The sequence below is a fragment of the Nocardia ninae NBRC 108245 genome (assembly GCF_007990755.1).
GTDB lineage: Bacteria > Actinomycetota > Actinomycetes > Mycobacteriales > Mycobacteriaceae > Nocardia > Nocardia ninae.
Genome location: NZ_BJXA01000015.1, coordinates 114,655 through 127,588, shown reverse-complemented (window position 1 = coordinate 127,588; position 12,934 = coordinate 114,655). Strand labels below are relative to the sequence as shown.

Annotated in this window: 9 protein-coding genes; 4 read left to right on the top strand and 5 right to left on the bottom strand. The window is 67.8% G+C overall.

What is annotated here, in order from left to right:
* Positions 1–11 precede the first annotated feature (11 nt).
* A complete protein-coding gene (locus NN4_RS14310; protein WP_147130627.1) occupies positions 12–1,121 on the top strand; it encodes a serine hydrolase domain-containing protein in 1,110 nt (369 codons plus the stop codon).
* Here NN4_RS14310 and NN4_RS14305 read toward each other — a convergent pair.
* Positions 1,105–4,194 carry an AfsR/SARP family transcriptional regulator gene (locus NN4_RS14305; protein ID WP_246180874.1) on the bottom strand — a complete coding sequence of 1,030 codons (3,090 nt, stop codon included), beginning with the start codon at positions 4,192–4,194 and terminating at the stop codon, positions 1,105–1,107. The two genes, NN4_RS14310 and NN4_RS14305, sit on opposite strands and share 17 nt — an antisense overlap.
* A gap of 171 nt (positions 4,195–4,365) precedes the next feature.
* Here NN4_RS14305 and ligA point away from each other — a divergent pair, with 171 nt between their 5' ends.
* Together ligA and NN4_RS14295 are read left to right on the top strand one after the other, a co-directional pair.
* Positions 4,366–6,357, top strand: coding sequence for an NAD-dependent DNA ligase LigA (ligA, locus tag NN4_RS14300; protein ID WP_147130623.1), 1,992 nt, complete (start codon positions 4,366–4,368; stop codon positions 6,355–6,357).
* Positions 6,358–6,747: 390 nt separating this feature from the next.
* A complete protein-coding gene (locus tag NN4_RS14295) occupies positions 6,748–8,229 on the top strand; it encodes an MFS transporter (RefSeq protein WP_147130621.1) in 1,482 nt (493 codons plus the stop codon).
* 83 nt (positions 8,230–8,312) lie between these two features.
* Here NN4_RS14295 and NN4_RS14290 read toward each other — a convergent pair whose 3' ends face one another.
* From NN4_RS14290 to NN4_RS14275, 4 genes are all read right to left on the bottom strand, one after another.
* The gene (locus NN4_RS14290) at positions 8,313–8,609 is read right to left on the bottom strand and encodes a DUF6506 family protein (RefSeq protein WP_107655569.1); all 297 of its coding nucleotides are present in this window, start codon (positions 8,607–8,609) and stop codon (positions 8,313–8,315) included.
* A 77-nt stretch (positions 8,610–8,686) separates the two neighbouring features.
* Positions 8,687–9,589: a LysR family transcriptional regulator gene (locus NN4_RS14285; RefSeq protein WP_147130619.1), complete on the bottom strand. Its 903-nt coding sequence runs from the start codon at positions 9,587–9,589 to the stop codon at positions 8,687–8,689.
* 61 nt (positions 9,590–9,650) lie between these two features.
* The gene (locus NN4_RS14280) at positions 9,651–10,184 is read right to left on the bottom strand and encodes a TspO/MBR family protein (protein ID WP_147130617.1); all 534 of its coding nucleotides are present in this window, start codon (positions 10,182–10,184) and stop codon (positions 9,651–9,653) included.
* A gap of 58 nt (positions 10,185–10,242) precedes the next feature.
* The gene (locus tag NN4_RS14275; RefSeq protein WP_147130712.1) at positions 10,243–12,273 is read right to left on the bottom strand and encodes an MMPL family transporter; all 2,031 of its coding nucleotides are present in this window, start codon (positions 12,271–12,273) and stop codon (positions 10,243–10,245) included.
* Between the two features lie 140 nt (positions 12,274–12,413).
* On the opposite strand from NN4_RS14275, the gene NN4_RS14270 reads away from it, so the two are divergent.
* A complete protein-coding gene (locus NN4_RS14270) occupies positions 12,414–12,923 on the top strand; it encodes a MarR family winged helix-turn-helix transcriptional regulator (RefSeq protein ID WP_147130710.1) in 510 nt (169 codons plus the stop codon).
* The last annotated feature ends 11 nt before the right edge of the window (positions 12,924–12,934 follow it).

Genomic DNA, 12,934 nt, shown 5'->3' with positions numbered 1-12,934 from the left:
GAAGCAGAATCATGAACACCCCATCCACCGCGCCGGATCGTCCGGAACTCCAAAAGCTCATTCAGCAGATGGTCGATTCCGGTTTCACCGGTATCGAATTGCGCGTGCACGACGAGCAGGGCGAGTGGCTCGGCAGCGCCGGCGTGCGCGAACTGGGCGGAACCGCCAAGCCACCGACCAACGGACACATCCGAATCGGCAGCAATACAAAGACTTTCATCGCGACCCTGGTCCTGCAATTGGTGGCCGAAGGCAAGATCGACCTCGATACCGCGGCGGTCGACTACTTGCCGGAGTTCGAGCTGGACCCGCGGATCACGGTGCGAATGCTGTTGCAGCACACCAGCGGAGTCTTCAACTTCACCGGCGAGCTACTCGAGGACGGGACGTTCGTGCCCGGGATCGCCTGGTCCGGCAAGGAGTGGGTGGACAACCGGTTCAAGACCTATCGGCCCGAAGAACTTGTGCGGCTGGCCTTGTCCAAGCCGCCACGGTTCGAACCCGGGGCGGACTGGAGCTACGCCAACACCAATTACGTGCTGGCCAGGTTGCTGATCGAAAAGGTCAGCGGCCGCTCGTACGCCGAGGAGATGCAGCGGCTGATTCTCGGGCCGCTGGGCCTGCACGACACCGTGGCACCGACCACCGAGTCGGCCATCCCCGAGCCGCATGCCCACGCCTACTACCGCTACGAGGACGGCGGCGAGCTGCAGACGGTCGACGTGACCAGCCAGAACCCGTCCTGGATCTCCAGCGGTGGTGACATGATCTCGACGACCCTGGACTTGCAGACCTTCATCGCCGCATTGGTGGGCGGCAAGCTCCTGCCCGCACCACTGCTGGCGGAAATGTGCACGCCGCATCCCAAAGTCGGCTACGGCCTGGGCGTGTTCGTGCAGGACACCGGCTGCGGCGGCACCGTCATCACACACAACGGCGGCATCTCGGGCCACGCCGCGCTCATGTACAGCACGCCCGACGGCAGCACGACCCTGACCGCCGCGCTGAACTACGTGGACGACCCCGACCTGTCCATGGCCGCGGCCTTCCAGGAAGCGACGAAGCTCCTCGTCGCGGAGGTGTTCTGCGGCGGGCAGACCGACCTCAGCGAGCAAGCGTAGTTGCCACCAGCTCGCGCCAATCTGCTTGTGCCCCATCCTCCGTCGCCTCGGTGAAGCGTGCTTCGCCGAGGCGACGTCGTGCGGTCTGCTCGATCCGGACCGCATCCGGTTGGGAAAGATCAGGCAGGCCGCGCACCGCGGCACTCGCCGCGAGCAGCCGCACGGCCTGCTCGTCCTGTTCATGGCGAAGCGCCAAATCCGCTATCCCGACGAGTATTTGGGCGATTAGCGGGGCGAATCCCGCAGCCGATGCCGCATCGAAGGCCGCCGCGTGCTGTTCGCGGGCGTCGTCCAGACCCTCCGCGAGATAGCCGCGCATGCCGTGGATCAGCGCGCTGATGTACCCGCGCTTCGCATCGTTGCCCAATAGTGTTGTCGCAAGGTCGATTTGCCGATATGACTCCTCGGGGTCGCCACGCCAACGGGCCAACTCCGCTCGCGCCAAGGCGAGTTCGGCCAGTGCGTTCGGCCAGGCGGACTGATCCGCGTACCGCTGCGCCTCGGTCATCGCGGCCGCGCTCGCCTCCGCATCCCCTAGGAGCCAGTAGAACTGGGCCTGCCGCGCCCGCATCAGCAGCACGTCCTCGATCGCCCCGACCTCGGTGACCACCGCGATCGCTTGATCGAGATGCGCACACGCACCGGCGAATTCGCCGCGCATGGCGATCCGATTCGCGAGCTCGGTCAGCGCGAACGACATGCCCCAGCGCTCGCCGATGGCTCGGAACTCGGCCAGGGCGGTCTCGAGGTAGACGTCCGCCTCTCGCCCCTGGTGACCGAGCACGATCCGCATCTTGCCCAGTTGCAGCCGGGCCAGCGCCCGCACCCAGGGATCGTCATCGGTGATCAGCGGCTCGAACGCGGGCAGCAGCGAATCCGGCCCGTGCAGCATGTGTTCCAGCGCGTCCACGAACCGCAGCAACGGGTTGTGGGCCTGACTGTTCCGACTGAATCGATACGCCTTGTGGATCCATTCCTCCACCTGGCTATCGTCACTCGGCCCCGAGCTCATGAAGTGCACGACCAGCGCGTACACCATCGCCCTGGTCGCATCGTCCACCTCGCCCGGTAGGTCGGCGGCGGCGGCGATCAGCTCCATGCCCTCGGCCTTGTGCCCGCTGAGCCACCAGTACCAGCCTGCCGCCGCCGCGAGCCGCATCGCCCCGGCCGCGTCGCCTGCCGCGAGCGCACCCCGCATCGCGACAGCGAGGTTGTCGTGCTCGACCTCGAGCGTGGCCAGCCACGTCAACTGCTCGGCGCGGCGCAGATGTGACTCGGCGGTGTCGGCGAGCCCGGTGAAGTACGCGAGATGCGCGTGGCGCGCCGCGTCCGCCTCCCCCGACTCCACCAGCCGGTCCGTGGCGTACTGCTTGATCGTGTCGAGCATCCGATAGCGCGGGCCGCTGTCCCCGGCGACGACCAGCAGCGATTTCTCGGTCAGCGCGGTGAGCAGATCGAGCACCTCCCACCGCTCGACCGCCTCCTCGCCCGCGCAAACCTGTTCGGCCGCTTCCAGACTCGCGCCGCCGGCGAAAACCGCAAGCCTGCGCAGCACCAACCGTTCGGCGTCGGTGAGCAGCTCCCAGCTCCAGTCGACCACCGCACGCAACGTCCGATGGTGCGGCAGCGCGGTGCGACTGCCGCCGGTCAGCAGGCGGAACCGATCGTCGAGGCGGTTGGCGAGCTGATCGAGGGACATGGTGCGCAATCGCGCCGCGGCCAGCTCGATCGCCAGCGGAATTCCGTCCAGCGCGCGGCAGACGCGCGCCATGGTCGCCAATGCGTTCGCGTCGGCCGCGAAATCTGTCCGCACTGCACCGGCCCGGTCGCGCAGCAGCTGAACCGCCGAGGAGGACTCGATCGCACCGGGATCCGCGTCCTCGGCGGGCAGCGCCAGCGGCACGACCTGCCATAGCGCCTCGCCGGTGATGCCGAGCGGTTCCCTGCTCGTCGCCAGGATGCGCAGCCGGCGACACTCGCCGAGCATCCGGTGGGCGAACGCCGCCGCGGACTCGATCAGGTGCTCACAGTTGTCCAGGATCAACAGCGTTTCGCGCTCGCGGATCGCGGCGATCAGCCGGTCTATCGGTTCCGCGTCCGGTGCGCCGCCGAGCAGCGCGTCCCGGAGTCCGAGTGCGGCGAGCGCCGATTGCGCCACATCACCATTCGCGCCGACGGACGCCAGTTCCACCAGCCAGGCGCCTTCCGGCAGATCGTCGAGCAGCGTCCGCGCGGTTTCCAAAGCCAGCCGGGTTTTTCCGGAGCCGCCCGGACCGGTCAACGTGGTGAGCCGGTGTTGCGCGACGAGTTCGCGCACCGCGGCGACGTCGCCGTATTTGCCGACGAAGGTGGTCAATTCGGCCCGCAGGTTCGTCTTGCGGTCGTGGTCCTGTGCGCCGAACTCGCCGCGCAACAGCGCGACGTGCAGTGCGGCGAGCTCCGCTGACGGGTCGACGCCCAGTTCGTCGGCGAGGGTTTCCCGTGCCCGCTGGTATACGCCGAGAGCCTCGTTGCTGCGGCCTGCGGCACCGAGGGCACGCATCAACGCGGCGACCAGCCTTTCTCGCACCGGATACCGGGCGAACAGTTCGGTGAGCTCGCTGATCAGTTCGCTACCCCGACCGAGTCGGATCTCCGCTTCGTAGCAGTCCTCCAGCGCGGCGAGACGCAGCCCTTCCAGGCGCGTCACCACCGCGTCGGCCGCGCCGCTATCCTGCACGCCGACGTCCTGTATCGGCGCACCACGCCACAGCCCGAGCGCCTCCCGCAACAGCTTGGCCTGGTGCGCGTCCTCAGCGCCGCGAGCTTGGTCGAGCAGCTGTTCGAACCGGATCGCGTCGACAGCGCGCGGCTCCACCGCCAATCGGTAACCGCCCGCCTGGCCGTCGAGCGCCCCCTCCGGCAGCACCCGCCGCAGCCGGGACACCAACGCCTGCAAGGAATTCGCCGCGTCGGCGGGCAGTTGCTCACCCCAAATCCAGTCGACCAGGGTCGACTTCGGAACCACGCGCCCGGGTTCGAGCGCGAGGGCAACCACCAGCGTCCGCAATCGAGCACCTGGTATCTCGATCAATCCGCCATCTTCTTCTCGGATCTCGAGCGGTCCAAGCATCCCGATCTGCACCGCACCATTCTGCCGTGGGCGGTGCCGGGCCGTTGTCCTCGACCCTGCCCGACCCGGATCGAGCGCGCCGGGTGGCGTCGTTCGCGCGGTTGTCGGTAGGTATCGGTAGCGTCAGGGACTGTGGAAATCGGTGAACGTATCCAAGAGCTCGCGGATCGCATTGTGGCGCTGCGCGATGCCTATTACCAGGGGTCGCCGCTGGTCGCGGACGCCGAGTACGACGCGATCGAGGACGAGCTACGCGGCCTGATCGAGGCGAACCCCGAGCTCACGCCGGACCCGAATCCGCTGGAGCAGGTCGGCGCGCCCGCGGTGCTGCACGCCCCGATCCGGCATTCGCGGCCCATGCTGTCACTGGAGAAGGCGACCAAGCCCGAGCAGGTGGCGGCGTTCTTCGACCGATTCCCCGGTCAGTCGGTGGTGGTGATGCCGAAGCTCGACGGCTTGTCGCTGGCCCTGGTCTTCGAGGACGGGCGGCTGGCGCGGGCAGTGACCCGCGGTGACGGCACCACCGGTGACGACGTGACCATGCTGGTCCGCGCGTTGGTCGACGGTATTCCGGAGCGGATCGACGTGCCGGGCCGGGTCGAGGTGCGCGGCGAGGCGGTGATGCTGCGTTCGACCTTCGTCGCATACAACACCGCGCATCCGGACAAGCCGCTGATCAACCCACGCAACGCCGCGGCGGGCACGCTGCGCGCGAAGGACCCAACCACGGTCGCCGAACGCCGCCTGCGGTTCTTCGGCTTCGACCTGGACACCTCCGACGGCGGCGCTGCAGTCGACCTCGAGGAGGGGTTACGCGCGCTGGGCATCGCCGGCGCGCAGATGCGGCACTGCGCCGACGCCGAGCAGGCGCAGGCGGCGATCACCGCGGTCGAGCAGGGCCGCAACGATCTGGACTACGACCTCGACGGCGCGGTACTGCGACTGGCCGACCGAGAGGCCTACGCGGCGGCCGGAACTCGGTCGAACTCCCCGCGTGGCGCGCTCGCGTTCAAGTTCGCCGCCGAGGAGAAGACCACGTTGCTGCGCGAGGTGATCTGGGACGTCGGCAAGACCGGCAAGATCGTCCCGGTCGCGTGGCTGGAGCCGGTGTTCGTCGGCGGCACGACGGTCACGAAGGCCACGTTGGCCAACCAAGAGGTGATCCGCGCCCGCGACATCAAGGTCGGTGACACGGTATTGGTGCGCCGCGCGGGCGACGTGATCCCGTTCGTGGCGGGCGTGCTCGACGCTTCCAAACGCACCGGCGAGGAGCAGGAGATCGTGCCGCCCACGGTCTGCCCCTCCTGCGAGCAGCCGGTGACCGAGCAGGGCAACAGCCGGGAGCTGTTCTGCACCAACGTCTCCTGTCCCGCGCAGACGGTGCGCAGGTTGATCCACTGGGCCTCGCGGGCAGCGGCCGACATCGACGCCATCGGGCAGAAGTGGATCGAACGCCTCGCCGAGGCGGGGATCCTGGAGAGTCCCGCGGACTTCTACACGCTGACCAAGGAGCGCCTGCTCGAGTTCGATCGCATCGGCGAGGTCTCGGCCGCGCGCATGATCGAATCCATCGATGCCAGCCGACAGGTCGGCCTGCGCCGCGCGCTGATCGGCCTGGCGATCCCGATGGCCTCCGACGGCACCGCCGCGCGCCTGGCCCGCGCGGGCTTCGGCTCCCTCGAGGAGGTCGCCGACGCGGGCGAGGAACGGCTCGTCGCGGTGGAGGACATCGGACCGAAGGTCGCCGCCTCCCTGGTCGTGCATCTCACTCGCCTGCGCCCGGAACTGGAGCGGCTCCGACAGGCGGGCGTCTCGCTGGACGTGCGCGAGGAGGACCTGCCGCCGGTCATCGCGGCCGGCGCACCGCTGGCCGGCAAGACGGTGGTGATCACCGGTGCCATCAGCGACCCGCGGTCCGGCGAAAAGGTCGCTCGCCCAACGTTCCAGCGCCTGTGTGAGAAGGCGGGAGCGACGGCGGCGTCCTCGGTGTCGGCGAGCACCGACATGCTGATCACCGGCGCGGGAGTCGGCGAGAGCAAGCTGACCAAGGCGGAGAAGCTCGGTGTCGAGGTCGTCGACCAGGGTGAGATCTGGAACCTGCTGATCGACGCCAAGGTCGTCTAGATCCCGGTCAACCGTTCGGGGGCGGCAGTACCGTTCCCTGGTTGAGCCAGATGGTGGCGGACACCACTATGACGTGCGTAGGGACCGCTGTCTGTCGTACCGTGGATGAGATCCTGTCCCGAAGACCCTTCGGCGGCAGCTAAGACTTTCTGTTCCTTCTGTAGCGGATTCGAGGTGGTGACTTATATCCCAGGCCATGTAGTCGTCCGCATTTCCCCCACGTTCTGATTCTTCGAACGTGCCAAGGGGCGGACGTCGCACTGGCCTGAGTTGCGTCACCCATCCCCCAGAAGACCCGGGTGCAGCTCTGCCGACTGCCCCGGGTTTCGTCTTTTCCGACCCCTGTGCGGCTGACGGCGAGCTCCCCGATTCCTGAACAGGAGTCTCACCGTGAATTCCTCCGCGCTCGACAACGAGCCGCACCGCACCGCCGCGTCCTCGGCTGGTCCCGCATCCGGCCGGTCGTCGAAGATGACCCGGGCCGCCACGATCGCCCTCGTGGTCGTCCTGGTCGCCGAACTCATGGACATCCTCGACCAGTCGGTCGTGCTCACCGCCCTGCCCGCCATCCAGGCGTCGACCGGCGCCGGGCCGGCCGCGGTGCAGTGGCTGACCGCCGGCTACTCGCTGACCGTCGCCCTCGGCCTGATCACCGGCGGCAGGCTCGGCGACATCTACGGCCGGCGCAAGGTCCTGCTCATCGGCACCGTTGTGTTCACGCTCGCCTCACTGCTGTGCGGCCTCGCCACGGGCGTCGGCGTGCTGATCGCCGCTCGCGTGTGCCAGGGCATCGGTGTCGCGGTGATGATCCCGCAGGTCCTGGCCACCCTGCACGTCACCTTCGACGGCGAGAATCGCAGCAGGGCGTTCGGTCTGTACGGAGCAGTCCTGTCGATGGGCAGCGTCCTGGGTCCCGTCCTGGGCGGCTTGCTCACCGAGGCCGACCTGTTCGGCCTGTCCTGGCGGCCGATCTTCCTGATCAACGTCCCCGTCGGTCTCGCCGTGATCGTTCTCGGACGGAAGTTCATCATCGAGTCGACCGCGGCGAAGGCCGACCGGCTCGACCTCACCGGCATGCTGCTGTCCGCGGTGGCCATGGTGCTGATCGTCTTCCCGCTCACCGAGGGCCGCACCCACCATTGGCCGCTGTGGTGCTTCGCCATGCTCGCCTGCGGTCTGCTCGTGCTCGGCGTCTTCCTGCGTCAGCAGCAGCGGCGCAAAGACGATGCCCCGCTGGTGGTGCTGTCTTTGTTCGAGGAGAAGGCGTTCGCCGGTGGTCTGTCCGCTCAGCTCATGCTGGGCCTGCTGTGTGGGCTGTTCTTCATGACCTGGACGCTGTATCTGCAGGATGGCCTCGGTATGAGCCCGGTGCTTGCCGCCTTGGCCTTCATGTTGCTCGCCGTCGGCGAGTTCGCCGGTGCGATGATTGCGACGAAGACCGCTGGGCGCTTCGGGCGCCGTCTGCCCCAAGCCGGAGTCGTGATCGCCCTCGCATCGATGACGGCCTACGGGCTCCAGATCAGCAGCGGGCAGGCCGACCTGACCTTGCTCGCAATGACCATCCCCGTCATGCTGATCGGCTTCGGCCTCGGCATGGTCGGTGGACCGATCGCCGACCTGACGCTCGCGAAAGTTCCGCACGAGAGCGCCGGTTCGGCCTCGGGCCTGTTCAACACCGCAATGCACCTGGGCATCGCCCTCGGTGCCGCGCTGACTGCTCTCGTGTTCTTCGCCGCCACCGGCGGCTCAGCCGCGAGCGTGCTCAACCGCGACGCGTTCACCGGCGTGCTGTGGTGGGTCGGTGGGGCCTTGACGGTGATGTGGGCCGTGATGTTCTTCCTGCCGAAGCAGGCGAACAGGCAGGCCGACTGAGCCAGTTTCCGAGGTGGCGGCACCCGAACCGGTGCCGCCATCTTTCCCCTGAGACGATGAGCGAAGTCCCGGCCTGGCCGCGGTCAAGCGAAGATCGCGTGTACCTGATCGATGGCCTCGGTACCGTAGGCAACCGCACCCACCGGCACCGCACCCTGCACAGCCTCGATCACCCGTGCGGTCCATACCGGCCCGAACCCGCCACACAATTCGATCAACTGAACACCACCGGCGACGAGGCGGCGCGCCACGGCCACAGCCTGCTCCGGATGATCTACGCCGACGAAAACCGAACGGCAGCTGGGTGTTTCGACGACCGTCTCCCGGTCCGGGTCACTGCCGCTCGCGGTGTAGATGAATCCCCATGCGGTGAGCGCCATTCGCCAACCTCTCCTGTCAGCCGATTTCGGCCGCACCGATGACTCGATGTGGCCCTCTCCGCTTCCAGCAGAACCGATCACCGGTTGCCCTGTCCACGAGGCAGCACCGCACGCGTGTGCGGCGTTGCCGTAGCCACCAGGTCAGCGGCGATCGAACGGTATCGCGCGGCAGCGGAATCGGCGGCATTCCATACCAGGGCATACCGGATACGCGGTGCGTCGGCGGCGAACGGCAACCAAGCCAACCCGTCATTCGGCCCTACATCCCAGGCCGGTCGTAGCGCAACGATATTCCCGCCGTGTGCGAGTTCGGCACCGAAAAGGCCCCTGCGCGGCGCACTTTCACGCACAGCCACTGGATGCCAACCGGCCCGACTCCACGTCTCGCGAATCGCGTCGTAGTAGCCCGGTGCCCACGAACGCGCGAACCACGACAAGGAGCAGCCGTCGAGATCGTCCCACCGCACCACCTTTCGGTCGACCAGCCGATGGTCCCGCGCCACCACGACGCCCAGTTCGGTGTCCTCGATCGTGACCGCCTGCAAACCCGACAAGTCGGCAGGCAACAGCAACACACCGGCATCGAGCGCACCGTCGCGCAGCCGAGTCAACTGTTCAGCGGTCTGCATGTCCGCGATCTCGGGCGCCACTTCTCCGGCCGCACGCCACAATGCCGACGCACACCACGGTGGCGCGCCGGGTGTCACGGCCAGCCGCAATCCCGGACGCTGCTGGATCGACTCCCGCGCCCGCTGCGCCGACTCCACCACCGTCCGGGCATGCCCCACCAACCGCGCACCGGCCTGCGTCGGCGTCATCCCCGCTGGACTACGCACGAACAACGCCGCACCGAGCTCGCGCTCGAGCGCGATGATCTGCTGACTCAACGACGTCGGCCGGATCCCCACCACCTCCGCTGCGCGCGTGAGATTCCGCTCCTCGGCGACCGCGAGGAAGTACCGCAACTGTCGCAGTTCCATCCGCCAACGCTAGCGAATCGCACCTCGAAGCCCGTGCGGCCCCGATGAGCGGGACCCGAGGTCAGTTGTTCAATTGCCAGACACTGAAGTTCAACGCCGCCGCGAAGGCTGTCCACATCAGATAGGGCACCAGCAGGCCGGCGGCAAACCTGCTGTGCCGCCAGAAGATCGCGATGGTCGCGATGATTGCGCCGAGTAGCAGCAGGATCTCGGCCAGTGCGAGGCCACGCAGATCCGCCCCGAAGAACAGCGGCGTCCACAATGCGTTGAGCACCAGCTGGCCGACGAAGACAGCCAGCGCCCACCGCACTCGCGGCCACGGCTCGCCCCGCCAGACCCACCACGCCGACAGCGCTATCAACGCATACAGCAGGGTCCAGACCGGCCCGAACACCCACGAGGGTGGGGCCCATCCCGGCTGGTTCAACTGGTTGTACTGCTCGGCCGACGACTGGGCGGCGAGGTTCCCGGTGGCCGCCGCAGCGACCACGAGCAGCAGTATTATCGCTCCCCCGCCGACTTGCGCACCGATCCCGTACGGCGAAGACGTGAATCGGCTGCCGGTCGAATCTGTTTGATCCGTAGTGCTTTTCATCATCACTCCGTCCTGTCATCGTCATTCGCGTGGATGCGGCGACTATTTGCCGTTGTCCTCAGGTATGGACTGATTCCCGATCCGCTTGACGCTCCGCCGTTTCGGATACCCCGCGCTCATCGACTCCGGCCAACGGGCTCGGCCACCAGATCCGCGGGCCGACCAACCGGAACATCGCCGGAATGATCACCGTGCGCACCACCAGTGTGTCGAGCATGATGCCGAGGCCGACCACGATGCCGAGCTGGGTCAAGGTGATCAGCGGCAGCACCCCGAGCACGCAGAACACCGCGGCGAGCACCACTCCGGCGCTGGTGATCACGGCGCCGGTCGAGGACACCGCGCGGACGATGCCGCGGGTGACGCCGTGGCCCGGCGTTTCCTCCTTGGCGCGGGTCACCAGGAAGATCGTGTAATCGACGCCCAGCGCGACCAAGAACAGGAAGGCGAACAGCGGCACATTCGTGTCGATCGCGGGAAAGCCGAACACGTGCACGCTCATCCAACTGCCCAGGCCGAGCGCGGCCAGCGCACTCGCCACCGTCACGCCGACCAGGAGCAGCGCCGCGGGGACCGCACGCAGCAGCGCGAGCAGGATCACGCACACGACGACAAGAACAAGCGGAATGATCACCAGCCGATCCCGGCTCGCGGCGTTTCGGGTATCCAACGCCTCGGCGTCACTGCCGCCGACCAGCGCGTCCGCGCCTGCCACCTGACCCAGCTCGGACCGGATCGCCTCGATCACGGCGAACGCACGGTCGGATCCGGGCTCGGCATCGAGGACTACCGCCCACCGCGTCATGCCGGCAGGCGAGGTACCGGTGCTGGTCGCCCGCACCACCCCGGGCCGGGCGGTGAGTGCTGCTTCGACGCGCGGGGCGAGCGTCGTCGCGGCCACCACCACGGTCGGGTCGGCCGCGCCGGACGGGAAATGTGCTGCGAGCGTGTCGAATCCGGCTACCGACTCCGCGCGTACCCGAAACTGTTCGGTCTGCGACAAACCGATGTCGACCGTCCACAGCCCGGCGGCGCAGACCGCGAGTAGAGCGGACGCGGCGACGGTCACGCGCACCGGCCTGCCGACCACCCAGGTGGCGATGGTGTGCCAGATCCCCTGCTCGGCAGCGTCGCGCCCATCCGGGCGAGGCACGAAGGGCCAGAACACATTCCGCCCACACAGCGCCAAAGCCGCAGGCAGCCCGACGAGCACGAACAACAATGCCACCAGTAGCCCGGCCGCGGCCAGGGCACCAAGGCTTCTGGTGCTCGGGACCGACCCCAGCAACAGCACCAGCAGTGCCATGACCACAGTCAGGTTGCTCGCCAGAATCGCCGGTCCGGCGCGACCTACCGCGCGGCGCAATGCCAGCCGATGGTCCTGCTCGTGATGCAGTTCGTCGCGGTATCGGGAAACGAGCAGCAGTGCGTAGTTGGTGCCCGCGCCGAAGACCAGCACGCTGGTGATGCCTGCGGTGGAACCGTCGAAAGTCAGTCCGGTCAGCCGGGCCAGCCCGGTACCGGCACCGGTGGCCGCCCGATCTGCCGCGCCGATGATCAGCAGCGGGACCAGCCACAGCACCGGCGATCGATAAGTCAGGATCAGCAGCAGCGCGACGACTACGGCAGTCACCGCCAGCAGGGTCGTGTTCGCACCGGAGAACGAATCGGAGATGTCCGCCGCGAAGGCGGGACCGCCGGTGACTTGCAGCACCAGGTCCTCGGGAAGTCCATCGGCGGCAGCCTGCCGCAACCGGTCGATCTCCGCGGTGAGCGCGGTTCCGCTCAGGTCGGTGGATACCGGGACCTGGGCAAGCACCGCCGCCCCGTCGGGTGCACTCGCCAGACTCGGTTCGGATCCCGCCGCACGTGTGACCGCCGCGGCCGCCGCCATACGGTCGGATGCACCGAGGGCCGCGCCGTCGGCCCGGCTGACCACCACGATCACCGGAGCCACCCCCGAGTCGGGGAACTGCGACAACACCTTTTCGATGCGGGCCGATTCCGCCGTGTCCGGCAGCGACCTCGGCGATTCTCCCGACGCGTCGTTCCCGCCGACGCCTGCGATCAACAACCCGGCGACGGCCATGAGAACCGCCAGCAGAACCCACGACCATCGAGCGGTGACCACAGCTGCATACCGATCCCAGATGCTCACTCGAAAAACTATCTCAGATTCTTAACTATTAAACAAGTGAGAGAGTTCTGGAGGTTAAGCTGACCTGCGTGATCGAAGGCGACAGCACAGCAAAACGCGCCGCACCAGCGGACGAGCGCGCGCGGCTGGAGACCGAGATCGGTGCCGACCTGCGCGCACTGACCGCCATCTCCGAGCAGCTCGGTCATGTCTTCGCCCGGTCGAACAACCTGCGGCCGAACGATTTCCGTGCGCTACTGCATGTCGCGACCGCCGAATTCGCGGGCCGCCCGCTCAGCCCGGGCCAGCTGGGCAAGTTGATGGGGATGTCCTCGGCCGCGGTTACCTACCTGGTCGAGCGGATGATCGAATCCGGCCACCTCCGTCGCGGCACCGACGCCGGCGACCGGCGCCGGGTGATCCTGTATCACGACGAACCGGGCCGGGCGGCCGCCGAAAACTTCTTCATCCCGCTCGGTCAACGCACCCGCGCTGCCATGGCGGAGTTTCCCGACGCCGACCTGCTCGCCGCGCATCGCGTGCTGACCGCGGTGGTCGACGCACTGCGCGAACACTTCGACGCCGTCAGGCAACCGGACTAGCTCGATTCGCC